Consider the following 26468-nt stretch of genomic DNA (forward strand, 5'->3'; position numbering starts at 1 on the left):
GGCATAACTTCCCCGCAGTTTTTCCGCGCCCGTCGTCCGACGAGCCGCCGCGGTATCCTTTCGCTCTCACGAACCATCTCGCATTGCGCGGCCCCTCATGACCGGCGACATCCACTTCTACGATCCGAGCGAAGGCCACGGCCTGCCGCATGACCCATTCAAGGCAATCGTCGCGCCGCGCGTCATCGGCTGGATTTCCAGCCGTACCGCCGAAGGCGGCGTGAATCTCGCGCCGTACAGCTTCTTCGGCGCGTTCGCGACGTTCCCTTACGTGATCGGCTTCTCCAGCGAAGGCCGCAAGGACAGCATCAGCAACATCGAGGCGACCGGCGAATTCGTCTGGAATATGTCGACGCGCCCGCTCGCCGAGCGCATGAACCGCACGTCCGCGCCGGTGGCGCCGGAAATCGACGAATTCGAGCTCGCGGGCTTGACCAAAGCGCCCGGCCGCAATGTCGACGTGCCGCACGTGGCGGAGTCGCCGGCGGCGCTCGAATGCCGGCTGCTGCAAGTGGTGCGCATCCACGATCTCGCCGGCCAGCCGATGAACAACTGGCTCGCGCTTGGGCAGGTGGTGGGCGTGCATATCCGGAGCGAGTTTTTGAAGGACGGTCTTTTCGATACCGCCGCCGCGCGCCCGATCATGCGCGCGGGTTATCGCGCGGACTACGCCGAGATAGGCGAAATGTTCCAGATGGTTCGCCCGAGCGCCTGACCCCAAAGGCGAAAACATCGGCTTCGCGCCGCGACTTGTCGTGGCGCGACACGCGTCCACCGTTGCGCGCTTCTCTCCCTTCGTCCGCAGAGCCTTGTCCCGCAAGGGCGTACGGCTGTCTACCGCGAAACTGCGACAAATCGGTGTCGTATTTCTACATGTGATTGTCGCAAATAGTCGGCTCACGGCACTTTTTTCTGGCAACTATGTATGCAGAGCGCGGAAGCGCGTCCGCCACGGTTCTGGAGAATGTCGATGGATTCCCCCAAGGTAGTGGTCGAAGGGCTGTGCAAGGTGTTTGGCAGCAACCCCAAACAGGCGATCGACCTGTTGGCCGGCGGTGCGTCGAAGGAAGAAGTGTTCTCGCGTACCGGCCAGATTGTCGGCGTCCACAACGTCTCGTTCGATGTCAGGGAAGGCGAGATCTTCGTGCTCATGGGCCTCTCCGGCTCCGGCAAATCGACGCTGATTCGGCTGATCAACCGGCTCGTCGATCCAACCGCCGGCAAAGTGCTGATCGACGGGCGCGATGTGGCCGCCGTGCCGCGCTCGGAACTCACGGCGCTGCGCCGCCGGGACATGAGCATGGTGTTCCAGTCGTTCGCGCTGATGCCGCAGCGCACGGTGCTGTCCAACGCCGCGTTCGGGCTGGAAGTGGCGGGCGTCGGACGCAAGGAACGCGAATCGCGCGCCATGACCGTGCTCGAACAAGTGGGCCTCGCGCCGTTCGCGCAGAAGCTGCCGTCGCAGTTGTCGGGCGGCATGCAACAGCGCGTGGGCCTCGCGCGGGCGCTCGCCGTCAATCCTTCGCTGATGATCATGGACGAAGCGTTTTCCGCGCTCGATCCACTCAAGCGCAAGGAAATGCAGAACGTGCTGCTCGACCTTCAGCGCGAGCAGCGCCGCACGATTCTCTTCGTCTCGCACGATCTCGAAGAAGCCATGCGCATCGGCACGCGCATCGCGATCATGGAAGGCGGCCGCGTGGTGCAGATCGGCACGCCGCAGGAAATCATCAAGAATCCCGCCGATGACTACGTGCAGGCCTTCTTCGAAGGCATCGACACGAGCCGTTACCTCACGGCCGGCGATCTCATGCAGACGGACGCCGTGCCGGTCATGAAGCATTCGCCGCAGATCGACGCATCGAGCGTCGCGAAGACGCTCAACGGCAGCGCGGAATACGCGTTCGTGCTCGACGGCGAGCGCCGCATTCGCGGCTTCGTCGGGCGCGACGCCACGGGCAACGCCGTGCCGCAAATCCATCACGTCGAATGCATTGAGCGAACCATGACGCTCGACGACGTGGTGAATCGCGTGGTCGCGAGCCCCGCGCCGCTGCCTGTGGTCGATGCAGACGGTTCGTACTGTGGTTCGGTCAACAAGACGAACGTGCTCCAGGTCTTAACGCGCCATCGAGGTTCCCATGTCTGAAATCATTCCGCTCGGTAGCTGGGTCGATCACGGCGTCCACTATCTGCTCGATCACGACGCCAAAACGTTCGACTCCATCGGCAAGGTCATCGAGAGTTTCGCGGCGCTCATCGAACACGGCCTTCAGGCCATTCCGATGTGGGCGCTCATGGCGATCTTCGTCGGCATCGGCTTGTGGCGCGTCGGCTGGCGTTTCGCGGCCTTCACGCTGCTCTCGCTCCTGCTCGTCTACGCGACGGGCTTCTGGGATCAGATGGTCATCACGCTCGGTCTTACGTTGTCCTCAACATTGATCAGCCTGTTGCTCGGCGTGCCGCTCGGCATATGGACCGCCAAGAGCAAGATGGTCGAAATGGTCGTGCGCCCCGTGCTCGACCTCATGCAGACCATGCCTGCCTTCGTGTATCTGATTCCGGCCGCGATGCTGTTCGGCCTCGGCCGCGTGCCCGGCATTCTGTCGACTGTGATCTTCGCGATGCCGCCCGCAGTGCGTCTCACGTCGCTCGGCATCAAGCATGTGAATCGCGAGATCGTGGAAGCGGGGCAAGCGTTCGGCTGCACGCCGTGGCAACTGCTCTACAAGGTGCAGATCCCGAACGCGCTGCCGTCCATCATGACCGGCGTGAACCAGACCATCATGATGGCGCTGTCGATGGTCATCATCGCGTCGATGGTCGGCGCGGGCGGCCTCGGCAACGACGTGCTAGCCAGCATTCAGCGGCTGGATATCGGTCTGGGCTTCGAGAGCGGCTTGTCGGTGGTGCTGCTCGCGATCATTCTCGATCGCATCACGGAGAGCTTCGGACGCTCGCCCGGCATGGCTCGCGCGCCGCTTTTCTCGGGCTTCAAGTCCGTGATGCGCGTGCGCCGCGCGCCGGCCGCGCAACAAGGTTGATGCGCCCATGAAGCGCGATGCGATCGCCTCCGCAGCCGCCGATTCGCCGCTCGCCCATCTCGCGCACTTCGGCTTTCTGACGCTGCCGAACTTCTCGATGATCGCGTTCACGAGCGCGGTCGAAGTGCTGCGCATGGCGAACTACATCGGCCGCACCGAGCACTACAGATGGTCGGTCATCACGCCGGACGGCGAGCCGGCGCGCGCGAGCAACGGCATGACGGTCAAGCCCGCGACGACGCTCGACGAAGCAGGCATGCCCGACGTGCTGATCGTGTGCGGCGGCTGGCACGTCGCCGATTATGTCGACGACACGGTGATCGCGCTGTTGCAGCGCGTGCATGAGGCGGGCGTGCCGCTTGGCGGCATCTGCACCGGGCCGTATGCGCTTCTGGCGGCCAAGCTGCTGGACGGCTACCGTTGCACGCTGCACTGGGAAGACATGTCGCCGGTCAACAAGCGCTTCCCGCACGTGCGCTTTGCCGACGAGCTATTCGTGATCGATCGTGACCGCGTGACCTGCACGGGCGGCACCGCGCCGCTCGACCTCATGCTCAATCTCGTGAGTCTGCGGCTCGGGCAGGCGCATGCGGCGCAAGTGTCGGAGCAGTTCATCGTCGAGCGCATACGCGGGTCGACCGACTATCAGCACATTCCGGTCGATGCGCGCGTCGGCTTCACGCGGGCGGAACTGGTGGAAGTCGTGCGGCTGATGGAAGCGAATATCGAAGAGCCGCTTTCACTCGACGAACTCGCGCGGCTCGTGCATCTTTCGCAGCGGCATCTTCAGCGCATGTTCAAGATGTTCCTCAGCGTGTCGCCGACGCACTACTACCTGACGTTGCGCCTGCGACGCGCCCGCGATCTGTTGCGCAACACGGATGCATCGATTGCGCGCGTGACGAGCATCTGCGGTTTCCATTCGCCTTGCCATTTCAGCAAGGCGTATCGCGCGCAATTCGGCCATGCGCCGAGCGCGGAGCGGCGTCTTTCCGCTTGACGCCGCCGTCGCGCGTCGCAACATTAAGCTAGCTCACGATCACGTTCGATAATCCGTCTTGCCGCCTTCGATCATGCGCAACGCGGCCTGCCATTGCAGCGCGGTGATGCTTTCCATGCTGTCGCTGCGATACTGCGCGGCGGTCGTTTCGCATACTTCGGGCGAAGGTAGATTCAGCTCGCCGCCGCCCGCGAGCGCGCGCAGCTGAATCTCGCAGGCCCGCTCCAGAAAATAGATCTCCTGAAACGCAGCGGGAATCGAACGGCCGCATGCAAGCAGTCCGTGATTGCGCAGGATCATCGCGTTATGCGGGCCGAGATCGTTGACGAGACGATCTCGCTCGGCGAGATCCAGCGCGATGCCTTCGTAGTCGTGATAGCTGATCTGCCCGTAGTACTTCAGCGCATGCTGGCTGATGGGCAAGAGCCCCCGCTTCTGCGCGGAAACCGCCGCGCCCGCCGGCGTATGCGTATGCACGACGCAGACCACGTCCAGCCGCGCCATGTGAATGGCCGAGTGAATGGTGAAGCCCGCCGGATTCACGCGACACCGCTCGGGATGCTCGGCCGCGTTCGCATCGACCGGGCGGCCTTCGCTGTCGATGCGCACGAGGTCCGACGCGCGCATTTCGTCGAAGAGCACGCCGTATCGATTGATGAGGAAGTGATGCTCCGGCCCCGGCACGCGCGCACTGATGTGCGTGAAGATCATGTCGGTCCAGCGAAAATGCGCGATCACGCGATACAGCGCCGCCAGGTCGCAGCGTAGCGCCCACTCTTGCTCCGAATAGCCGTGAGTCTCCATGCCAGTCTCCTTCGTTGGAATTGGTCAGATGGCCTGCGCGCGGCCGGGAAACGTCTCGTCGTAGTCCATTGCGTGATGCACTTCCTCGGTATCTGCGCCGCGCTGCTCGCGATACATGATCGGCGGCAGACCGAACTGCTTGCGAAATTCGCGGCCGAGATGCGATGCATCCGAGAAACCGCAGCTCGACGCAATATCGGCCACCGTCTTGTCGGAACTCGTCAGCAGCCACGCGGCCGTGCGCAGCCGCACCTGCTTGGCGTACGCCTGCGGCGCCTTGCCTGTCTCGGCCTTGAAGAGGCGTTCGAGTTGCCGCGTCGACATATCCAGCTTGTGCGCGAGTTCATCGAGCGTGAGCGAGCGGCCGACGTGCTGCTCCATCAGAAGAATCGCGCGCTTGACCTTCGGATGCGTGGCGGGCGCGAGGCCCGGCGGATGCGGCTGCGGCGCATTGCCTTTCTGCATGTCGTCGACGAGCAGAATCCGCAGCGCCTTTTGCACCGTCGCGGTCTCGAAGTGCCGCAGCAAAATGGCGGCGGCCACGTCGATGGAAGCCCGCCCGCCCGAGCACGTGATGCGCCTTCTGTCGATCACGAACAGCCGGTCCGCGACGAGCAGTTGCTCGTCGGCTTGCGGGAAACGTTCGACGAAGTCCCAGTAGTGAAACCAGCTCACGCAGACGCGATGGCCGTCGAGCACGCCCGCGCGCATCAGCGTGAAAACGCCCGTGCACATGCCTACGATGGTCGCGTCGCGGGCGGCGGCGCGGCGAATGAACTGCAGCGTGGCATCGCTCGCGGAAGGTCCCGAATGCAGCAGGCCGCCGACGACGACCACGTAGTCGAACGGTTCGGCCTGCTCGTAGGTTTCCCACGGCGTGATCTGGATGCCGCAACTCGCGCGCACGGGCGCGAGCGTTTCGCCGATCACGCTCCACGAGCAGCGCACCGGGCGGCTGAAGTCGCCTTCGTCAGCGGAAAGACGCAGCAGATCGACGAAGCCGGAGAACGCGGTCAGCGTGAAGTTAGGCAACAGCACGATGCCGAAGCGGATGCGCGATTTCGATTGGCCGTCGATGGAAAGCGGCGGAAGGGATTCTGCGGGATTCATGCGCGTGCGGTGCGGCGGCTCTGGGGTATGCGGCGAGCATAACACCGGGCGCGCGCAACGGGCGCATCGTCAGAAAGGAAGGAAACGCCGCGCAGAACGCGCGGCGTGAAGCGATGAATCAGGCGCCGAGAACAGCGAATGCCCAGGCGAACACGCCGCCGATCAGCGCGCCCGTCGAACGGCCGAGCAGGCTTGCTACGGTGTAATCGCCCCAACGCTGCTCGACCTCGGCTTTCAAGACGCCGAAGTAGCGCAATACCGGATCGATCGAGCAGACGAGCATCAGCGCGGCCCACAAAGGCGCTTCGCGAGTGAGCACGTGTTCGGGAGCCAGAACGCCTGTGGCCTGAAGCGCGCCGACGACGCCGACGCCGACAAGAAACGCAAACACCCAGGACTTGAAGAACTGATCGGGAAGAGCGTGACTTTCCATTGCTGCAAACGGGATGAACGGGGGACTGGAAGACGAGAGACGCATTCGCGCGGGCTCTCACGGACCTAGGGAATATACCGAGGCGGATTTGTTTAGCCGTTCGGAGCAATCTCAAAAATGCCCCGGTTTGCAACGAAACTGCGCAAGAACGCGCTGCGGCCTGCGCGCTCTGGTAAGCGCTGACGCCGCCATCCCATTTCCATGCCGTTTTTGTTCTATCTGCCGGAATTGCGGTTTGGTGCAATGAGGCCATGTCGAACGCGCTCGCTCATTCGAACGACGCGAACCGCCCACCTTGAGGCCACGCCATGAATGTCAGCGTTTTCGATCTGTTCAAGATCGGCATCGGACCTTCCAGCTCGCATACCGTCGGGCCGATGATCGCGGCGTGCCGCTTCGCGTCGCATATCGAGGACGCAAACCTGCTCGGCTTCGTCACCCGCGTGCGCGCCGAGTTGTTCGGTTCGCTCGGCGCAACGGGCAAGGGCCACGGCACCGACAAGGCCGTGCTGCTCGGACTCGAAGGCAATCTTCCCGATCTGATCGATCCGGACGCGATCGCGCCGCGCCTCGCCGACATTCGCGCGACCAAGCGCCTGAACTTGCTCGGCAAGCGCGCCATCGTGTTCGACGAGCGCGAGAACATCGGCTTCTATCGCAAGTTGATGCCGGGCGCGGCGGGATCGAGCATGGTGCATCCGAACGGCATGCGCTTTCAGGCGTTCGATGAAAACGGTCAACTGCTCGTCGAGAAGGAGTATTACTCAGTCGGCGGCGGGTTCGTCACGAACCGCGAAGGCGAGCGCGTCAACGGCGTGCGCGCCGGCGCGAGCGTGCCGTATCCGTTTCGCACGGGCGACGATCTCATGCGTATCTGCCGGGAGACAGGTCTGTCTATCGCCGATGTCGCGATGAAAAACGAATGCGCGAATCGCAGCGAACACGAAGTGCGCGAGGGCATGCTGGCCGTGTGGCGCGTGATGGCCGCGTGCGTCGAGCGCGGCTGCAAGGAGCGCGGCGATCTGCCGGGACCGATGCAGGTCAAGCGGCGCGCCGCGGACCTGTGCGCGCAACTGCGCTCGCGTTCCGAGGAATCTCTGCGCGATCCGCTCTCGATGCTCGACTGGGTGAATCTCTACGCGATGGCCGTCAACGAAGAAAACGCTTCGGGCGGACGCGTGGTCACTGCGCCGACCAACGGCGCGGCGGGCGTGATTCCCGCCGTGCTGCACTACTACGTGAAGTTCATGCACGGCGCGAACGACGAAGGCATCGTGCGCTTTCTTCTGACGGCGGCAGCCATCGGCATCATTTACAAGGAGACGGCTTCGATCTCCGGCGCGGAAGTGGGCTGTCAGGGCGAAGTGGGCGTCGCGTGCTCGATGGCCGCCGCCGCGCTCGCAGCCGTGATGGGCGGCACGCCCGCGCAAGTGGAAAACGCCGCTGAAATAGGCATGGAACACAACCTCGGCATGACGTGCGATCCCGTCGGCGGCCTCGTGCAGATTCCGTGCATAGAACGCAATGCGATGGGCGCGATCAAGGCGATCAACGCCGCGCGCATGGCGATGAAGGGCGACGGCCAGCATTACGTCTCGCTCGATTCGGTCATCAAGACCATGCGCGAAACAGGCGCGGACATGAAGACGAAATACAAGGAGACGTCGCGCGGCGGGCTGGCCGTGAACGTCATCGAGTGCTGAAACACCGCTACGAAGGAAGAAACACATGAGCCGCTATTCGATATTCAGCCTGCTGCGCAACGGCATGTCGTATCACGAGAACTGGGAGCGCCAATGGCGCAGCCCGGAGCCCAAGCGCGAATACGACGTGGTGATCGTCGGCGGCGGCGGGCACGGCCTCGCGACGGCCTACTATCTCGCGAAAGAGCACGGCATCAAGAACGTCGCGATTCTGGAGAAGGGCTGGATCGGCGGCGGCAATACCGCGCGCAATACGACCATCGTCCGTTCCAACTATTTGTGGGACGAATCCGCCGCGCTGTACGAGAAGGCGATGAAGCTGTGGGAAGGTCTTTCGCAAGACCTCAACTACAACGTGATGTTCAGCCAGCGCGGCGTGATGAACCTCGCGCACACGCTGCAAGACGTGCGCGATACCGAACGCCGCGTGAATGCCAACCGGCTCAATGGCGTCGATGCCGAGTTTCTCACGCCCGCGCAGATCAAGGAGATCGAGCCGACCATCAACCTCAACAGCCGTTATCCGGTGCTGGGCGCGTCGATACAGCGACGCGGCGGCGTCGCGCGTCACGATGCGGTGGCCTGGGGCTTCGCGCGCGGCGCGGATCAGGCGGGCGTGGACATCATCCAGAACTGTCAGGTGGTGGGCATTCGCCGCGAGGGTAACCGCGTGACCGGCGTCGATACCACCAAAGGCCATATCAAGGCGAAGAAAGTTGCGATCGTCGCGGCCGGCAACACGACGACGCTCGCGGACATGGCGGGCGTGCGCCTGCCGCTCGAAAGCCATCCGTTGCAGGCGCTCGTGTCCGAGCCGATCAAGCCGGTGGTCAACACAGTGGTCATGTCGAACGCGGTGCACGCGTACATCAGCCAGTCCGACAAGGGCGATCTCGTGATCGGCGCGGGCGTCGATCAGTACACGGGCTTCGGGCAGCGCGGCAGCTTCCAGATCATCGAAGGCACGCTGGAAGCGATCGTCGAGATGTTCCCCGTGTTCTCGCGCGTGCGCATGAACCGCCAGTGGGGCGGCATCGTCGATGTTTCGCCGGACGCATGCCCGATCATCAGCAAGACCGACGTCAAGGGCCTCTACTTCAATTGCGGCTGGGGCACGGGCGGCTTCAAGGCGACGCCGGGTTCCGGCTGGGCGTACGCGCACACCATCGCGAAAGACGAGCCGCATCCGCTGAATGCGCCGTTCTCGCTCGACCGCTTCTACACCGGCCATCTGATTGACGAACACGGCGCGGCTGCCGTGGCGCACTGAAGGAGTACTGAACATGTTGCTGATCGAATGCCCCTGGTGCGGGCCGCGCGCCGAAAGCGAATTTTCCTGCGGCGGCGAAGCGGACATTGCGCGCCCGCTGGAAACGGAAAAGCTCACCGACAAGGAATGGGGCGATTACCTCTTCATGCGCAAGAACCCGCGCGGCGTGCATCGCGAGCAATGGATGCACGCGCAAGGCTGCCGCCGCTGGTTCAAGGCGCAGCGTGACACGGTGAGCTACGAGATTCAGGGCTACGAGACGTTCGACCGTCCGCTGGCTGTGATGGACAACAAGGAGGGAGCGTCGAAATGAGCCAGAAAGACCGACTCGCCACGGGCGGGCGCATCAATCGCGCCATCGCGCTGACCTTCACGTTCAACGGCAAGACGTATCAGGGCTATCAGGGCGACACGCTCGCGTCCGCGTTGCTCGCAAACGGCCAGCACTTCGTCGCGCGTAGCTGGAAGTATCACCGGCCGCGCGGCATCGTGACAGCGGGCGTGGAAGAACCGAATGCCGTCGTGCAGCTCGAAAAAGGCGCTTATACCGTGCCGAACGCGCGCGCGACCGAAGTCGAGCTGTATCAGGGTCTCGTCGCGGAGAGCGTGAACGCGAAGCCGAACATCGAGAACGATCGCATGGCGATCAATCAGAAGTTCGCGCGCTTCCTTCCGGCGGGCTTCTACTACAAGACCTTCATGTGGCCGCGCAAGCTGTGGCCGAAGTACGAGGAAGTGATTCGCGATGCAGCCGGTCTCGGCAAGGCGCCCGAAGAACGCGACGCGGACCGCTACGACAAGTGCTTCGCGCATTGCGACGTGCTCGTGGTCGGCGGCGGACCGTCGGGTCTCGCTGCGGCGTATGCGGCGGGTTTGTCCGGCGCGCGCGTGATTCTCGTCGACGATCAGCGCGAACTGGGCGGCTCGCTGCTCTCGTGCCGCGCGGAGATCGACGGCAAGCCCGCGCTGCAATGGGTGCAGAAAATCGAAGCCGAATTGCGCAATATGCCCGACGTGAAGATACTTTCGCGCAGCACGGCGTTCGGCTATCAGGACCACAACCTCGTGACGGTGACGCAGCGCCTGACCGATCACTTGCCCGTGTCGATGCGCAAGGGCACGCGCGAACTGATGTGGAAAGTGCGGGCCAAGCGCGTGATTCTCGCGACGGGCGCGCACGAGCGTCCGATCGTGTTCGGCAACAACGATCTGCCGGGCGTGATGCTGGCGTCCGCGGTATCGACGTATCTGCATCGCTATGCGGTGCTGCCGGGCCGCAAAGCGGTGGTGTTCGCCAACAACGACGACGCCTACCAATGCGCGCTCGATCTCAAGGCGGCAGGCGCGCAGGTCACGGTTGTCGATCCGCGTCCTGCAGAAACCAAGGGCGCATTGCCCGCAGCCGCGCGACGCTACGGCGTGCGCGTGATGAACAACGCCGTGGTGACGGCAGCGCACGGCAAGCTGCGCGTGTCGTCGGTGGAAGTGGCTTCGTATGCGAACGGCACGGTCGGCGCGAAGCAAGCGGACCTGCCTTGCGATCTCGTCGCGATGTCCGGTGGATGGAGCCCGGTGCTGCATCTCTTCGCGCAATCCGGCGGCAAGGCGCATTGGCACGATGAGAAAGCATGCTTCGTCCCCGGCAAGGCGATGCAGGCGGAGACGAGCGTCGGCGCATGCGCGGGCGACTTCACGCTGGCACGCGGCATTCGCTTCGGTCTCGAAGCGGGCGCGGAAGCGGCGCGCGCAGCGGGACACATCGTGGCGCGGACGCAGCCGGTGAAGGTCGCGGAGATCGCGGAAGCGCCGATCATGCCGCTGTGGCTCGTCGGCGGACGCGAACTGGCGACGCGCGGACCGAAGCAGTTCGTCGATTTCCAGAACGACGTTTCCGCCGCCGACATCTATCTCGCCGCGCGCGAAGGCTTCGAATCGGTGGAGCACGTCAAGCGTTATACGGCGATGGGCTTCGGCACGGATCAGGGCAAGCTCGGCAACATCAACGGCATGGCGATTCTTGCGCAGGCGCTCGGCAAGACCATTCCGGAGACGGGCACCACGACGTTCCGCCCCAACTACACGCCTGTCACGTTCGGCACGTTCGCGGGCCGCGAACTGGGCGAATTTCTCGATCCCGTGCGCAAGACGGCCATTCACGAATGGCACGTGCAGAACGGCGCGATGTTCGAGGACGTCGGCAACTGGAAGCGCCCGTGGTATTACCCGAAGGGCGGCGAAGACATGCACGCGGCGGTCGCGCGTGAATCGCTCGCGGTGCGCCAAAGCGTCGGCATTCTCGATGCATCGACGCTCGGCAAGATCGACATTCAGGGCCCGGATGCCGCGAAGCTGCTGAACTGGGTGTACACGAACCCGTGGAGCAAGCTGGAAGTGGGCAAATGCCGCTATGGCCTGATGCTCGATGAGAACGGCATGATCTTCGATGACGGCGTGACCGTGCGCCTCGCCGAACATCACTACATGATGACGACGACCACCGGCGGCGCGGCACGCGTGCTCACGTGGCTCGAACGCTGGCTGCAAACCGAATGGCCCGACATGCGCGTGCGGCTCGCATCGGTGACGGACCATTGGGCGACGTTCGCCGTGGTCGGACCGAATAGCCGCAAGGTGCTGCAAAAGGTGTGTCAGGACATCGACTTCGCCAACGCCGCGTTCCCGTTCATGAGCTATCGCGATGGCACGGTGGCGGGTGCATCGGCGCGTGTCATGCGCATCAGCTTCTCGGGCGAGCTGGCTTACGAAGTGAACGTGCCGGCCAACGTGGGCCGCGCGGTGTGGGAGGCCATCATGGAAGCGGGCGCGGAATTCGACATCACGCCGTACGGCACCGAAACCATGCACGTGCTGCGTGCGGAGAAGGGTTACATCATCGTCGGACAAGATACCGATGGCTCGATGACGCCGTTCGACCTCGGCATGGGCGGCCTCGTCGCGAAATCGAAGGACTTCATCGGCAAGCGTTCGCTCACGCGCTCGGATACCGCGAAGGCGGGACGCAAGCAGTTCGTCGGCTTGCTCACGGACGATCCTTCGTTCGTGCTGCCCGAGGGATCGCAGATCGTCGCAGGTCCCTTCCAGGGCGATACCGCGCCGATGCTCGGTCATGTGACGTCCAGCTATTACAGCCCTGTTTTGAAGCGTTCGATTGCGTTGGCCGTCGTGAAGGGCGGGCTCGACAAGATCGGCGAAACCGTCACGATTCCGCTTGCGAGCGGCAAGCAGATCAACGCGAAAATCACCAGTTCGGTGTTCTACGACAGCGAAGGAGCACGTCAACATGTGGAATGAAACCAAAGGTTCCTCGACCGTCGTGGATCGCATGACGGTCGGGCAAAGCAGCCTCGGCCCGACGTGGCAGGAGTCGCCGCTCGTGGGCGCGGATGCATTGATGAAGGCGCATCACGCGGGCGCATCGAAGGCGTTTCGCCTGACGGAGCGTCCGTTCCTGCAACTCGTGAATGTGCGCGGCGATACACGCGATGCCGCGTTCATGCATGCGGCGGAGAGCGTGATCGGCTGCGCGCCGCCTGCGATGCCGAACACCATCGCGAAGGGCAACGGCTACGACATGCTGTGGCTCGGGCCGGACGAATGGCTCGTGGTGTCGGAGGCGCAGCACGATGCATCGCGCGCGGCGCCGCTCGAAGCGCGATTGCGCGATGCCTTCGCGGGCGCGTTCGCATCGGCGGTGGATATCGGCAGCGGCTATACGGTGCTCGATATCGACGGTCCTCGCACGCGCGATGTTCTTTCGCGCGGCTGTCCGCTCGATCTGCATCCGAACGTCTTCGGCGCGGGACAGTGTGCGCAGAGCCACTACTTCAAGGCGTCTATTACGCTAGTGCCGCTGGGTGGCGATCGCTTCGAAATCATCGTGCGTCGCAGCTTCGCGGATTACTTCGTGAAGATCATGCTCGATGCGGCCGAGCCGCTGCTCGCATGAAGCCGTACGAGCCGTTGCATGCGGGCGGACAAGGGTGGCGCGTGATCGTGGATGAACTCGTCGTGATGACGCGCGTCGGGCTTTATGAGCACGAGCATCGCGCGCCGCAGGCTTTATCCATCGATGCGAGCCTGCGGTATCGCGGCATGCCTCGCGAAGACGAGCTGATCGATTACGAGGCCTGGTGCAATCGCGTGACGGCGTATCTGCAAGAGAAGACGCATACGCGCTTGCTCGAAACGCTTGCGGTGGAGATTGCCGCGTTGTCGTTCGATGCATGGCCGGCGCTCGATGCGCTCACGCTTTCGCTCTCGAAGCCGAAGATTCGCGAGGGCACGCGAAGGCTCGCGCTGGAACTCGACTGGCGGCGCGCGGATTACGATGCGTGGCGAGTGCAACAGGCGCTTGCTGTGTCGAGCGCATGAACGCATCGCGCGATGCGGCGGCGCGGCTCTCCGAACGCGCTTGTAAGGAGCACGATGCGCAGGCGGCGCTGGCACTGCTTGATCGGAGTATCGCGTTGGGGCATCGGCGGATTGCGCTGATTCGGTATTTGCACGCGCAGTATCTCGGTGCGGCGCTGGAGGGGCGGCATCATGCTTATGTTAAGGAGGTCGCTTCGAAGTTGAGTGGGGAGGCGTTGGCGGGGGTGGCGAAGGCGGCGCGGGGGAGGGTTGGGAGTTAGGGGTTGAGTTGTCTCCGTATGGGCGGAGGAAGCGCGAGCGCGAGAGCGAGAAGAGAGAGTGTGTGCGGTCGATCTCCGCTTATGCGGAGGAACGCTCGGTGGCGTGCTCGCGGGACATGAACGAGGCGGGCCTATCTCCGCATACGCGGAGGAACCACGATGTCGGCGCGTAGGCCGTCCATCCAGTAGGGCCTATCTCCGCGTAAGCGGAGGAACCAGCACAGTCCACCGCAGCTCGTGCTCCACTCGGGCCTATCTCCGCGTACGCGGAGGAACCGGCAGCGGCGAATGCTTTGGTTTGGCGGCCTGCGGCCTATCTCCGCGTACGCGGAGGAACCGGCGCGCCCGTCGACAGTGCGCCGGTCGTCGTGGGCCTATCTCCGCGTACGCGGAGGAACCGTGGACGGGCCGCCCGTCACGGTGTGGCGTGAGAGCCTATCTCCGCGTACGCGGAGGAACCGTGGAACGGTCGCATGTCGAACTCGACCCCGTGGGCCTATCTCCGCGTAAGCGGAGGAACCTTCGATCCGACGCTCTACAAGATGCGCAATGCGGGCCTATTTCCGCGTACGCGGAGGAACCCGCGAGGCCGTCAGGTCGCGCTGCAGAAACTGAGGCCTATCTCCGCGTACGCGGAGGAACCGCTTTGCCGGGCGGCGCGAACCTTGTGCGCACGGGCCTACCTCCGCGTACGCGGAGGAACCGCGAAGTTGTGAAGACACGCGAGCCCGACAAAAGGCCTATCTCCGCGTACGCGGAGGAACGTGGCTTCGTCCATCACGAACGCCACAACTACGGGGCCTATCTCCGCGTACCCGGAGGAACCGAGATCGACAAGTGGCACGCCGCGATGGAGCACGGCCTATCTCCGCGTACGCGGAGGAACCAAAACCGTCGCCGGGCTGCACATCGGCGGGCAGGGCCTATCTCCGCGTACGCGGAGGAACCGGCATTCGCGATTTCTTGGCGATTCGCCGCACGGGCCTATCTCCGCGTACGCGGAGGAACCTCGAGGATCGCGGAGAGGAGGGCGATCTCCTTGGGCCTATCTCCGCGTACGCGGAGGAACCCGAATAGAAGCGAATGAACCGATCCGCTTCGAGGGCCTATCTCCGCGTACGCGGAGGAACCCGCGAGGGGCTCGGCGAATGCGGTGGGAGGCGGGGCCTATCTCCGCGTACGCGGAGGAACCATATCGATACAGGAAAGACTGATCGTGCAGCAAGGCCTATCTCCGCGTACGCGGAGGAACCAGAAGCAGCGGGAGTGTCTAATGCCGCCGTGAGGGCCTATCTCCGCGTACGCGGAGGAACCGAGACGGTACGTGCCGAGAATGTGAGGCATTGGGGCCTATCTCCGCGTACGCGGAGGAACCCACCGCTCGATCGATCCACTCTTGTTGGGAAAGGGCCTATCTCCGCGTACGCGGAGGAACCTACGGGCGGCCCATGCAGCCGAGATCATCGAAAGGCCTATCTCCGCCTACGCGGAGGAACCGACGTCTGCGGCGGCGCCGATGATCGTCTCTGCGGCCTATCTCCGCCTACGCGGAGGAACCGCAGGGTCGTCGATGTCCGACATGTCGCCGACGGGCCTATCTCCGCCTACGCGGAGGAACCGCTCCAGCGCTTTCCGCCCATTACGCGGCCTCCGGCCTATCTCCGCCTACGCGGAGGAACCGGGCCGAGCCAGTGCGTGTAGTCGACGTCTGGGGGCCTATCTCCGCCTACGCGGAGGAACCGCCGAGAGGTTCCCGCCCGTCTCTTGCGCCGCGGGCCTATCTCCGCCTACGCGGAGGAACCCGGCCAGCAAGACCATGCGCCGCATCTGTTCCCGGCCTATCTCCGCGTACGCGGAGGAACCCGGGCGAGTACCGCACCGAAGGGGTCTATGACGGGCCAATCTCCGCGTACGCGGAGGAACCGAGGTCAACAGTCTTTCCTTCATCCCGACTTCGGGCCTATCTCCGCGTACGCGGAGGAACCTTGCACCGCGTCAGCCGGTCATCAATTTCCGTGGGCCTATCTCCGCGTACGCGGAGGAACCCCGTCGCGCGCCCAGTCGACGAGGTTCTGAGCCGGCCTATCTCCGCGTACGCGGAGGAACCTCGACGAATTTCAGCACCACCGCGCGCATACCGGGCCTATCTCCGCGTACGCGGAGGAACCCCGAGATTATCCTTCGAAGCGGTGATTTCCCACGGCCTATCTCCGCGTACGCGGAGGAACCTCTACCACCTAACTCAATGATGCTAAAGAACAACCCGCATATCCGATGTTTGGGATTCGCTTTTTTGCACACGAGTATGGTGAGTCGACAATCCGCTGTCAAATGCGGGCGTTGAGCGCCGTTTGCGAGTGCGGCGGACGGCCTCGCCCGTCCGAACGCAGCTATCGAAAGCAATGGAGCAACGAGGCAACCGCCAACATCGCTGCTTCCTTGCATCGATAAACTTTGACACGTAAACAAGCCTTGTCCGCCCGTAGTCGATGCTAACCTAAGCATTCCAAACAAATAGCTGTAAGGGATAAAACGCACGACGAGGACCACAGCAGGCAATCATGGAACCGCAAGCGCATCCGCTAGAGCCGTGGGGAAAACTGAGCCGCGCCGCCGCCGACTGCATCGGCGAACGCAGCATGCACCCGCTGTACGACCACATGCTGGACGTCGCCGCCTGCTTTCTAGCCGCGCTCAAAGAAGGCACGCGTTTGCGCAACGCCTTCGACACCGTGGCGGGTCGACCCTTGAGCGAGCAAGACATCGAGCGGCTCGCGGTCTTCGCCTGCCTCCATGATCTCGGCAAGGCAAACAGCGGCTTCCAGGCAAAGCGTTGGAAAGGTAACGCGCCGGCTGGCTGGCCGTCGCCCGCGGGTCATGGCGTCGAAGCATTCTTGCTGTTTCGGGACGAAGACCTCGCTTCCTGCTTGCCGCTCGAATCCATCAAGACATGGAGTCCGGACGCGGAGTCGTTGCTGCTGGCGAGTCTTTCGCATCACGGCCGTCCATTGCCGGCTCCGAACGGTCAAGACCCGATCATCTGGAAGCCGGTGCGAGACCGCGCAGGCTCCGTTATCTACAGTCCCAAAGAAGCAATACGAAAAATCGGCGAGCAGTTGCAGCGAGATTTCCCCCGCGCGTTCGAGCCCGATGGGGATCCGCTGCCATCGACTCCGGCGTTCGTTCATCTTTTCGCGGGCGTCATCCAGTTCGCGGATTGGCTCGGATCACATCCCGGCTTTTTTCCCTACAGCGATCCGGGCACACGTCGGACGCGAGCGGAGGCCGAAGAACGCGCGACACGTGCTGTATCCACAATCGGCCTCGATGCGTGCGCCGCGCGCATCGAGCTCCTGCAACGCCCTATCTCGTTCGAGTCCGCATTCGATGGTAAAGCGCCGAGGCCCGTGCAAGCCGCGCTCGGCGACAGTGACCTCGGACCGTTGCTCATCCTCGAATCGGAGACGGGTAGCGGCAAGACGGAAGCCGCGCTATGGCGCTTCGTCCGGCTCCTGGCCGAGCATAAGGTCGATTCGCTGTACTTCGCGCTGCCGACGCGCGTCGCCGCAGCACAGGTGTACGAACGCGTGCTGAAGTTCGTGCGTAGTCTCTGGCCGCTCGACGCGCCCGTTGTCGTTCGCGCGCTTCCGGGCTATGAAAGCGCCGACGGCAGCGACAAGATCGCGCTGCCGGATTTCATCGTGCAATGGTCCGATCACCCCGGCGACGCGAGAGCCGCGACGCGCTGGGCGGCGGAATCGCCGAAGCGTTTTCTCGCGGCGACGATCGCGGTCGGCACCATCGACCAGGTTCTGCTCGCCGGGCTCATGGTCCGTCACGCGCACATGCGTCATGCCTTGCTGAGCCGTTCGTTGCTGGTCGTCGACGAGGTGCACGCGTCGGACATCTATATGTCGCAACTGCTGGAGCAGGTGTTGACCGCGCACGTTGGCACGGGCGGCCATGCGTTGCTGTTGTCGGCGACGCTCGGTTCCAGGCAGCGCACGCCCTTTCAGCAGATCGCGCAGCGGTCGGCGGCGGCGCTCGCCTTGCCGAGCGTGGAGCAAGCCCGCGCCTTGCCTTATCCCGCGCTGACTGACGGCGCGAACATCCGTAGCTTGGCGGCCAGTGGCGCGTCAAAGACCGTCCACTGGTCCACGCTCGACGCAATCGATGACCACGAGCGCATCGCGCGTTTGGCGATCGACGCAGCGAGCCGCGGCGCACGCGTGCTGATCGTTCGTAACACGGTGCCGTCGGCCATCGCGACGCAGCAAGCCGTCGAGCGTCTCATCGACGGTTCGGGCGATCGAGGCATACTGTTCGACCTGAATGGCGTCGTCACGCTGCATCACGGTCACTTCAGCCGCCAGGACCGTCCGCTGCTCGATGCAGCGGTGGAATCGCGCCTCGGCAAGAGGCGGTCGGCGCTGAAGGGCTGCATCGTGGTCGGCACGCAGACGCTCGAGCAGAGCCTCGATATCGACGCCGATCTGCTCATCACCGACATCTGCCCGATGGATGTGCTGCTGCAACGCATCGGCCGTCTGCATCGGCAACAGCGAGATGCGCTAGAGCGGCCCGAAGGCTTCAGGGACGCGCACGCGTGGGTCCTGACACCAGCCGGCAATTCGTTCGAAACGTATCTCCACAAGCCTCGCAATGGACTCGGGCGATCGAAGAACGGCGGCGGCGTGTACCCCGATCTGAGCATGATCGAAGCCACCCGACGACTCATCGTAGAGGCGCCATGCCGCGTGATTCCGCGCGATAACCGTCTTCTGGTCGAACGCGCGACGCACCCCGACTGTTTGCTAGCGATCCAGAGCGAACTCGGACCCGCGTGGGAAAAGCTCGGCCAAGAGCTCGAAAGTGGGCAGGAGAGCGAGCGGTCTCTTGCCCGCAGGCAGGCGCTGAACTACAAGGCGCCATTTTCCGACCGCCTGTTTCCGGACGACGAGCGACGCTTGACGACCCGGCTTGGCATGGAGGACCGCCTGGTCGAATTCGATCCACCCGTGCCCGGTCCGTTCGGCGTCGATGTGCAGCGTATCGTCCTGCCTCATCACATGCTGAACGGCGTCGATGCGGACGCGAAGCCTTCGAACGTCACGCGCCATGAGCACGGCTTCGAATTCTCGCTTGGGGCGACCGTGTTCCGCTATGGTCGCTACGGCGTCGAGCGTGTGGGATCAGAGCGCAAGGACGATGACTGACATGAACCTTCACCATCGCTTGCTGGATGACCGCCTGCTGCGTTATCGCGATGCTTCGGGTCACGCGCACCATGCCACGCTGCCCGAACTGTTCGTCGCGATGACTGCCGATACGGTGCGCGACTTCCCTGCGCTGCGTCCGCATCAACGGCATCCGTGGCATGCCTTCCTGACGCAACTCGCTGCGATTGCGTTGCATGCAACCGGGCGGTCGGAGCCATTCGAGACCGCAAACGAATGGCGGGCGGCGCTTCTCGCTCTGACGCCGGACGATCCGGATGGCGCGTCGTTCTCGCTCGTTGCGCCTGACGACCGTCCGGCCTTTTTGCAAGCGCCGTGCGCGCCAGGGGAATCGCGCACGTGGAAGAAAGCGCCGCTTGTGACGCCCGACGCATTGGACATGCTGGTGACTTCGCGCAATCACGACGTGAAAGCCGCGCGCATGACGAACGCGCAGCCGGAGGACTGGGTGTACGCGCTCGTGAGTTTGCAGACGCAAGAGGGCGTCATGGGCGCCGGCAACTACGGCATCTCACGCATGAACGGCGGTCTGTCCAGCCGGCCGGCATTCGGAGCCGTTCCGCAAGGACTCTGGGGCAAACGGTGGCAGCGAGACACGCGGCGGCTGCTTCAGCATCGTCAAAAGATCGTCGAGGAGATCGGGCTCAAGGAGACCAACGGACTTGCGCTGGTCTGGACGAAGCCCTGGGACGGCGTTAGCAGTCTATCGTTCAGCGAACTCGATCCGTTCTATATCGAAGTGTGCCGCCGCGTGCGTTTGGACTTGGCGAATGGAAAGCTGCTCGCGCTTACGACGAGTAGCAAGACCACGCGCATCGCGGCCAAAGATCGTTTGGGCGCAACGGGGGATGCGTGGACGCCCGTCGCCGTCGCGGGTGGCGAAGCGTTGTCCATCACGGCGCGGGGCTTCGATTACAAGCTGATGAGCAAGCTCGCGTTCAAAGGCGACTACGCCGAGACGATCACTCGCAAGATAACGCGCGACGACGGCGAGAAGGGCATCGTGCTGCTCGCGCAAGCTGTCGCGCGGGGGCAGGGAAAGACAGAGGGCTATCACGAACGACGCATGCCCATATCCCGGAGTATGCGTGAGGCCTTCCTGAACGGCCGCATCGATGAACTCGCCCAGGCCGCCGACAGGCGTATCAGCGTGATCGGCGATATGCGCACGGTGGTATGGAGTGCGCTGTGTGCTCTATTCGGCAACGGAGAAGACAGCGTTCCCGACGACATTAAGGACAAGGCGAGTCGCTTCGCGAAGTCATTCGAGCAGGCCGAAGACCGTCGCTTCTTTGACGACCTGATCGTGGAAATAGATGGCAACACGCCTGAAGAACGGCAACTCGCGCACGAGCAATGGCTCGCTGAACTGGCGGACCGCGCGGAAAAGGTGCTGACTCGCGCGTTCGTCGCGGGGCCGCGCGCGAGTACGCGGCGATACCGTGCGCAGAGCACAGCGCTCTCGCGGTTTCGCATCGGTATTCATTTAAAGAAGAAGGAGGAATTGCAGACCATGGCGCGCGTATTGAAGCAACGTTCGCAAGCGCGCAAGGCAGCTATGGAATCGGATATGCAAGGACGTGCGATATGAAGTCGACAGATACATCGGCCGGAGCACCGGAACAGTCTGCGGGGCAAGCTGCTGTACAGACTGCGACGCCCAGCCTGAGCTACCAAATAGAAGCCATCGCTGCATTTCTGAAAGACGCCGGCGAGGGCGTGAAGGCATCGAAGAACGACCGCGTGGCGCTCGCGCGTCTCGACCCGGAAGCCGAGGAACTCACCACCGCGCAAATCGCCGCGCTCACCCACGCCGCAGAGCGCGCGAAGCTGGACACCATTCACTGGAGTCTCGACCGATGGCGCCGATGGGCGTTCATCGCATACGGCATCGCGCTTGCCGGGCACGATCGGGGCGCGGAGAGCGGCGGCATCGGCGCGAATCTTGGCCGGCAACTCGCGACGGCCGGTGTGTCGGAGGCGCGCGTGACGCGGCTGCTCGACGCGCGCGGAACGGTGTTCTTCCAGTTGCTGCGCCGTGTCCTTCGCTTGTTGGCGAGCAAAAGCGTGAAACCGAACTGGGTACAACTCGCGAGGCTCGTCCTGAACGAGGGCGCGCGCGATGACAAGGGACGGCGTATCGCTGAGAAGACTCGCCTCGATATCGCGCATGGGTTCTTCTCGGCGATGCCCAGCGAATCGCGGGACGAGTGAAGGGCGGTATCCGGTGGCAACAACGTTCGACAAGTTTAGGACAATGAAATGACGTATCCGCGCTTTATTCAGATTCACACGCTGCACAGCTATTCCGCCGCCTTGCTCAACCGCGACGATTCGGGCATGGCCAAGCGGCTGCCTATGGGCGATGCCATTCGCACGCGCATTTCGTCGCAATGCTTGAAACGGCACTGGCGAGTTGCGGAAGACCGTTATGCGCTCTCGACGCTCGGCGTTCCGATGGCCGTCCGTTCGCGGGAAACGCTCGCGCTGGTCCGCGACGAGTTGGTCAAGAACGGCGTCTCTGAGGCGTTGGCTCAGACAGCCGTCGAAGCGTTGCGCTTCGGCGGTCTTCTGGACAAAGCCGGCAAGCCCCGCAAGGGAGACGAAGCGGTCAAGACAGGTCAGGCGGTGCTGCTCGGCACGGCGGAGATCAACTACCTGGTCGAACGTTGCACGGCCCTTGCGCGCGAGCATCAGGACGAAGACGGCCTCAAGGCGGCAGTCGCTGCTTTTCTGAAGAGCGAAGCCGCCAATATCGTTGCGCTCAAGCATGGCAGCGGTCTCGAATCGGCGTTGTTCGGGCGCATGGTGACGTCCGATGTGCTCGCTCAGCGCGATGCCGCTGTGTACGTCGCACATGCGTTCACGGTCCACGAGGCGCAGGTGGAGAACGACTACTTCACCGTTGTCGACGACCTTCTTCGCGAAGCCGGCGAGCAAGGTTCCGCAGGCCTCTTCGATACCGAACTGGCATCTGGCCTCTACTACGGTTACGTCGTCGTGGACATTCCGCAACTGGTGGCGAATCTGGAAGGCATCGCCGCGAGCGAGTGCTTCAATGCATCGCCGGACCGGCGCGAGCTTGCTGCTCAGGTCGTGCATCACCTCTTGCATCTGATTGCTACCGTCAGCCCCGGCGCCAAACGCGGATCGACCGCTCCTTTCGGCTATGCGAATCTCATGCTGGTCGAGACGGGAGACTGGCAGCCGCGCAGCCTGAGCGCGGCCTTCGAAACCGCGTTGCCGTTGAAGGGCCATGACATACGAAACGCCGCTGTCGATCGCATCGCGCAGGAATTGAAGAAGCACGATGCCGCATACGGCGCGCTGGACCGAGGCTTTGTCGCTCTCAATCCCGCCGATATTCCGAACGCCAAGCACTTTTCGCTGGATAAGCTCGCGAATTGGGTGCAGACGCGCATCGTCAAGGGCGCGTGAGATGCGGCGTCACATGTTGATGCGCCTGCGTGCGCCGCTCGTCGCGTTCGGAGGCGAGGCAATCGACAGGTACGGCGTGATCCGCGATTTCCCGGCGCTATCGATGATTACCGGCATGATCGCGAACGCACTCGGTTGGGATCGCGGCGAATGCGGGAAACATGATCGCCTTCAGACGCGTCTCCTGATGGGAACGCGGCTGGACAATTCCGGCGAGCGGCTCTGCGACTTCCAGACGGCTCAGATCTCGAGGAAAGATAGCGGCTGGACGTGGCGAGGCATTCCCGAGTCGCGCGATGGCGGCGAGGATACCTACAAAAGCCCGCACCTGCGATACCGCGACTACCACGCCGGCCTTGATGCGCTGGTCGCATTGCGGCTCGAACCCGCCGACGAGTCGCCCACGCTCGCCGACATCGCTCGCGCGCTCGACCGGCCGCAGCGTCCGCTTTTTATCGGACGCAAACCATGCTTGCCGTCCACGCGCGTGTTCGCCGGTTTCATCGACGCCGAGCATGTGCTCGATGCGCTGCTGCGCGCGCCCTTGCCTCCAGGCACGCCCGATGACGCCTTCCGCATTCAATGGCCGAAAGACGAAGGCACGGTGCCTGAGGGAAAGACAGAGGCGCTCGACGTCTGCGACGAGCGCAACTGGACGAGCGGCGTGCATGGCGGATGGCGTCCCGTTCTGGAAATGAGCGCGAAGCGGGCATCGTTCGTCGAACATCCATCGATATCGCCGGAATTCTCGTATGACCGCGCTTAATCTCATTCACTGTCAGCCCGATCCGCAGAAGTTCGGGCTGTGGGCATCGCGGCATGGCGTGCTGCCGTCCGGCGGCGATCTCGGCTACGCATTGCACGCGGCGCTGCACGCAGTCTTCGGTCCGCTTGCGCCCAAGCCTTTCTATTACCGCGACGCGCGCGCCGGGCTGATCGCCTATTCCCAACACTCCGCGCAGGCGTTGCGGGAGGCGAGCGCGCTCTGCGCCGCGCCCGAACTTGCTGATGCACTCGGCCTCGATGCAGGCCCGCGTAGCGCGGGCCTCAACATCCGCGCGTTTCCGACGCAATGGCAGGCGGGGCGCGTGCTGGGCTTCGAAGTGCGCGTGCGGCCCACGCGCCGCCGCGAGCGCGTTGACGAGAAAAAAGTCAGCGAACGCGCCGACGAGAAAAAAGCCCGCGAACGCGATGCGTTCCTGGTCGCGTGCTCGCAAAGACCCGAAGACGACGATCTGCGACGCGAGGCCGTCTACGCCGAATGGCTGAACGAACAGTTCCGGTCGACTGGAGCGGCCAGTCTGGTCGAAGCTCGCATGACGCGGTTCCAGCTCAGGCCGGTGCTTCGTCGCACGCAAGCCGTTTCCGGCGACGGCACGCCTCGGCAGTCACGTTCCATTGACGGCCCCGATGCGGTGTTCACCGGACACTTGCGCGTCGAAGAGTCGGATGCCTTCGCTCGGCTGCTTGCGCGCGGCGTCGGACGACATCGCGCGTTCGGGTTCGGCATGTTGGTGCTGAAGCCCGCGTCTATCGACGGTTGATCGCGCAGGCGCGACATGCTGAAGGGGCGGCTCCCGCTCGACACGTCGCGGGTGCCGCATGGGGATCGCCATGGGCTGCTGTGGCTGGAGCGCGGCGAACTCAGCGTCATCGATGGGTGCCTGCATTTCACGAGCGGGCAATACGTCGATCAGATTCCGCATCAGTCGGTATCCATGATTCTGCTCGGCCCGGGCGGCAGCGTGACGCACGACGCACTGCGTTTGCTCGCGCGCCACGGCACCGTGCTTGCCGCAGTCGGCGCGAGCGGGGTGCGCAGTTACACCGCGTTGCCGCTCATGCCGGATCGCTCGGACGTCGCGCGGCGGCAAGCCGAGCTGTGGAGCAGCGCGCGCCGACGCCTGGCCGTTGCGCGGCACATGTATGCGCTGCGGCTGGGCGAGGTGTTGCCGCATCGCGATCTGGATACGCTGCGCGGCATCGAAGGGGCGCGCGTGAAGACGATTTATCGGCTACGCGCCCAGCAATTCGGCATCGATTGGAATGGACGGCACTACGACCGCGCGAATCCGGATGCCGCCGATCTTGCCAATCAGGCCATCAATCACGCGGCGACGGCGGTCCAGGCGGCCGCGGCCATCGCCGTGCAGGCGCTGGCGGCGGTGCCGCAGTTGGGGTTCATCCACGAGGATTCGGGTCAGGCATTCGTTCTGGATATCGCTGATCTTTTCCGCGATGACGTAACGCTCTCGATAGCCTTTGCCGCGGTCAAGCAGGCCGAGCGTGGCGCGGAGACCATCGACCGGCTCGTGCGACGAGAGGCGGCGCGCGTCTTTCGCAAGCAGCAGGTGATTCCCGCGATGATCGATCGTATCAAGCAGGTGCTGAGGGTCGACGAGAAGCTGGAGGAGGCGGATGGCGCTGGTCGTAGTGGTGACGCGTGACGTGGCGGACCGCTTTCGGGGGTATCTGGCCTCGGTGATGCTCGAGGTGTCGGCTGGCGTGTACGTGGCGCCGCGGATGAACAAAGGCGTGCGCGAGCGGACGTGGTCCGTGCTCGCCGAGTGGCATGGCGCGGAGCCGAGGGGCAGCGTGGTGATGGTCTGGCGGGAGCTCGATGCGGTCGGCGGAATCGGGATCGCGCAGTTGGGATCGCCAGCGAGGAAGCTCGTGGATGTGGATGGGATGTATTTGGTTAGGCGGGAAGGGCGGTAGGTTGGGGTGACGTTCGTTCTTTGGCAATTTGGACTTTTTTCATGGATCAGGTTGGGCAATTTGCGTTCTCAATCATTGAGTTATGACGGAGAGGTTCCTCCGCGTACGCGGAGATAGGCCCCGCGATCTCCAGTAGTGTCTGGTACGACGCGAGGTTCCTCCGCGTACGCGGAGATAGGCCGCGTCGCCGTCTGGGTGGCAATCTGCTGGCGCAGGTTCCTCCGCGTACGCGGAGATAGGCCCCCGCAGCCGTTCGGAATGTCGTCGCGCTTCAGGGTTCCTCCGCGTACGCGGAGATAGGCCCCAACGATGCCGATCCGCGCCTCGCGCACAGAGGGTTCCTCCGCGTACGCGCAGATAGGCCCGTCGCTGTTTGGTCGTCGGTCCGTTTGGCGACGGTTCCTCCGCGTACGCGGAGATAGGCCCACGCCGCTCTCCGGTCTGGGCGATATCGTCTCGGTTCCTCCGCGTACGCGGAGATAGGCCGATGGCGCAGCAGGCGGTGAGCGTCGGCTATGAGGTTCGTCCGCGTACGCGGAGATAGGCCCCCAGCAAGGAACTCAAGCACCAGTGGGCTGGCGGTTGCTCCGCGTACGCGAGATAGGCCCAACAAGGCGACGACGCAAATGGCGCGCGTCCGGGTTGCTCCGCGTACGCGGGGATAGGCCGTCGGGAGACTGTTGGTTCTGGACTGGACCTCAGGTTCCTCCGCATACGCGGAGATAGGCCCGGCGGTGGTGTTCGTCCGCCAGCCGTCTTGTAGGTTCCTCCGCGTACGCGGAGATAGGCCCGTCGTCATCGCGGGCCACGGCCGGCGCAGGCAGACGCTGACCAACTGCAACTCTCGTCTCTGCCGTTCTGCCCGCACGCGATTTCCTCATGGGAACGGGAAAGCCTCTCCCATACCTACTACACCGCCCACAATTTTTGACGCGCAACAGCCGGCACAGAAACGCTTCAAGTAGATATTCTGCTTTCCTAATGAAAAGAAGCAGGCAAAGAAGCACATCATGACTTGTCGGTTATCGGTTGGCTTTGTTGACGTCACCTTGTATTCCC

At 63.7% G+C, this 26468-nt stretch carries 22 protein-coding genes and 2 CRISPR repeat arrays; of the genes, 19 read left to right on the forward strand and 3 right to left on the reverse strand.

Translation table 11 applies throughout. The features are described 5' to 3' along the window. Positions 1-97: 97 nt before the first annotated feature. The 4 genes from LDZ26_RS13545 (at position 98) to LDZ26_RS13560 (ending at position 4044) form a co-directional block, all read left to right on the forward strand. Entirely contained in the window at positions 98-715 is a 618-nt protein-coding gene (locus LDZ26_RS13545; protein ID WP_244849693.1) for a flavin reductase family protein, read from the forward strand. 255 nt (positions 716-970) lie between these two features. Beyond that, positions 971-2149 (forward strand): glycine betaine/L-proline ABC transporter ATP-binding protein, encoded by a 1179-nt coding sequence (locus LDZ26_RS13550; protein ID WP_244849694.1) that lies wholly within the window; start codon positions 971-973, stop codon positions 2147-2149. After that, positions 2142-3044, forward strand: coding sequence for a choline ABC transporter permease subunit (gene choW / locus LDZ26_RS13555; RefSeq protein WP_244849695.1), 903 nt, complete (start codon positions 2142-2144; stop codon positions 3042-3044). Before LDZ26_RS13550 ends, choW begins: the two co-directional genes overlap by 8 nt. Positions 3045-3051: 7 nt before the next feature. After that, positions 3052-4044, forward strand: a complete 993-nt coding sequence (locus tag LDZ26_RS13560; RefSeq protein ID WP_244849696.1) for a GlxA family transcriptional regulator — start codon at positions 3052-3054, stop codon at positions 4042-4044. 39 nt (positions 4045-4083) lie between these two features. Here the strand turns inward: LDZ26_RS13560 and LDZ26_RS13565 are convergent, their stop codons facing one another. The 3 genes from LDZ26_RS13565 to LDZ26_RS13575 all read right to left on the reverse strand — a co-directional run bounded on the left by LDZ26_RS13565 (position 4084) and on the right by LDZ26_RS13575 (position 6391). Further along, a complete protein-coding gene (locus LDZ26_RS13565; RefSeq protein ID WP_244849697.1) occupies positions 4084-4848 on the reverse strand; it encodes a class II aldolase/adducin family protein in 765 nt (254 codons plus the stop codon). Positions 4849-4872: 24 nt separating this feature from the next. Next, on the reverse strand, positions 4873-5958 hold the full coding sequence (locus LDZ26_RS13570; protein ID WP_244849698.1) for a GlxA family transcriptional regulator: 1086 nt from the start codon (positions 5956-5958) through the stop codon (positions 4873-4875). A 118-nt stretch (positions 5959-6076) separates the two neighbouring features. Then, positions 6077-6391, reverse strand: a complete 315-nt coding sequence (locus LDZ26_RS13575; protein WP_244849699.1) for a hypothetical protein — start codon at positions 6389-6391, stop codon at positions 6077-6079. A 308-nt stretch (positions 6392-6699) separates the two neighbouring features. Here LDZ26_RS13575 and LDZ26_RS13580 point away from each other — a divergent pair, with 308 nt between their 5' ends. From LDZ26_RS13580 to cas2e, 15 genes are all read left to right on the forward strand, one after another. Then, positions 6700-8094: an L-serine ammonia-lyase gene (locus tag LDZ26_RS13580; RefSeq protein ID WP_244849700.1), complete on the forward strand. Its 1395-nt coding sequence runs from the start codon at positions 6700-6702 to the stop codon at positions 8092-8094. 25 nt (positions 8095-8119) lie between these two features. Then, positions 8120-9364: a sarcosine oxidase subunit beta family protein gene (locus tag LDZ26_RS13585; protein ID WP_244849701.1), complete on the forward strand. Its 1245-nt coding sequence runs from the start codon at positions 8120-8122 to the stop codon at positions 9362-9364. A 13-nt stretch (positions 9365-9377) separates the two neighbouring features. Beyond that, positions 9378-9677 (forward strand): sarcosine oxidase subunit delta, encoded by a 300-nt coding sequence (locus LDZ26_RS13590; RefSeq protein WP_244849702.1) that lies wholly within the window; start codon positions 9378-9380, stop codon positions 9675-9677. Then, entirely contained in the window at positions 9674-12676 is a 3003-nt protein-coding gene (locus LDZ26_RS13595; protein WP_244849703.1) for a sarcosine oxidase subunit alpha family protein, read from the forward strand. The genes LDZ26_RS13590 and LDZ26_RS13595 overlap by 4 nt, the downstream gene beginning before the upstream one ends. After that, positions 12666-13331 carry a sarcosine oxidase subunit gamma gene (locus LDZ26_RS13600; RefSeq protein ID WP_244849704.1) on the forward strand — a complete coding sequence of 222 codons (666 nt, stop codon included), beginning with the start codon at positions 12666-12668 and terminating at the stop codon, positions 13329-13331. The genes LDZ26_RS13595 and LDZ26_RS13600 overlap by 11 nt, the downstream gene beginning before the upstream one ends. Continuing rightward, entirely contained in the window at positions 13328-13756 is a 429-nt protein-coding gene (locus LDZ26_RS13605; protein ID WP_244849705.1) for a dihydroneopterin aldolase, read from the forward strand. Before LDZ26_RS13600 ends, LDZ26_RS13605 begins: the two co-directional genes overlap by 4 nt. Then, positions 13753-14016 carry a hypothetical protein gene (locus LDZ26_RS13610; RefSeq protein ID WP_244849706.1) on the forward strand — a complete coding sequence of 88 codons (264 nt, stop codon included), beginning with the start codon at positions 13753-13755 and terminating at the stop codon, positions 14014-14016. The genes LDZ26_RS13605 and LDZ26_RS13610 overlap by 4 nt, the downstream gene beginning before the upstream one ends. A gap of 66 nt (positions 14017-14082) precedes the next feature. Continuing rightward, a CRISPR array of direct repeats spans positions 14083-16245; the repeat unit is 28 nt; unit sequence GGCCTATCTCCGCGTACGCGGAGGAACC. Between the two features lie 332 nt (positions 16246-16577). Further along, positions 16578-19232, forward strand: a complete 2655-nt coding sequence (gene cas3, locus LDZ26_RS13615; protein WP_244849707.1) for a CRISPR-associated helicase Cas3' — start codon at positions 16578-16580, stop codon at positions 19230-19232. Between the two features lies 1 nt (position 19233). Beyond that, positions 19234-20844 (forward strand): type I-E CRISPR-associated protein Cse1/CasA, encoded by a 1611-nt coding sequence (locus tag LDZ26_RS13620; RefSeq protein WP_244849708.1) that lies wholly within the window; start codon positions 19234-19236, stop codon positions 20842-20844. Beyond that, positions 20841-21467, forward strand: coding sequence for a type I-E CRISPR-associated protein Cse2/CasB (casB, locus tag LDZ26_RS13625; protein WP_244849709.1), 627 nt, complete (start codon positions 20841-20843; stop codon positions 21465-21467). Before LDZ26_RS13620 ends, casB begins: the two co-directional genes overlap by 4 nt. 48 nt (positions 21468-21515) lie before the next feature. Next, a complete protein-coding gene (gene cas7e, locus LDZ26_RS13630; protein ID WP_244849710.1) occupies positions 21516-22691 on the forward strand; it encodes a type I-E CRISPR-associated protein Cas7/Cse4/CasC in 1176 nt (391 codons plus the stop codon). 1 nt (position 22692) lies between these two features. Further along, positions 22693-23457 carry a type I-E CRISPR-associated protein Cas5/CasD gene (gene cas5e / locus LDZ26_RS13635; protein ID WP_244849711.1) on the forward strand — a complete coding sequence of 255 codons (765 nt, stop codon included), beginning with the start codon at positions 22693-22695 and terminating at the stop codon, positions 23455-23457. Next, entirely contained in the window at positions 23444-24235 is a 792-nt protein-coding gene (gene cas6e, locus LDZ26_RS13640; RefSeq protein ID WP_244849712.1) for a type I-E CRISPR-associated protein Cas6/Cse3/CasE, read from the forward strand. The genes cas5e and cas6e overlap by 14 nt, the downstream gene beginning before the upstream one ends. Positions 24236-24250: 15 nt before the next feature. Beyond that, positions 24251-25138, forward strand: coding sequence for a type I-E CRISPR-associated endonuclease Cas1e (cas1e, locus tag LDZ26_RS13645; protein ID WP_244849713.1), 888 nt, complete (start codon positions 24251-24253; stop codon positions 25136-25138). After that, complete coding sequence (cas2e, locus tag LDZ26_RS13650; protein WP_244849714.1) at positions 25110-25409, forward strand: type I-E CRISPR-associated endoribonuclease Cas2e; 300 nt, start codon at positions 25110-25112, stop codon at positions 25407-25409. The genes cas1e and cas2e overlap by 29 nt, the downstream gene beginning before the upstream one ends. A gap of 92 nt (positions 25410-25501) precedes the next feature. Next, positions 25502-26199: a CRISPR direct-repeat array (repeat unit 28 nt; unit sequence GGTTCCTCCGCGTACGCGGAGATAGGCC). The last annotated feature ends 269 nt before the right edge of the window (positions 26200-26468 follow it).

This window comes from Caballeronia sp. SL2Y3 (assembly GCF_022879575.1).
Taxonomy (GTDB): domain Bacteria; phylum Pseudomonadota; class Gammaproteobacteria; order Burkholderiales; family Burkholderiaceae; genus Caballeronia.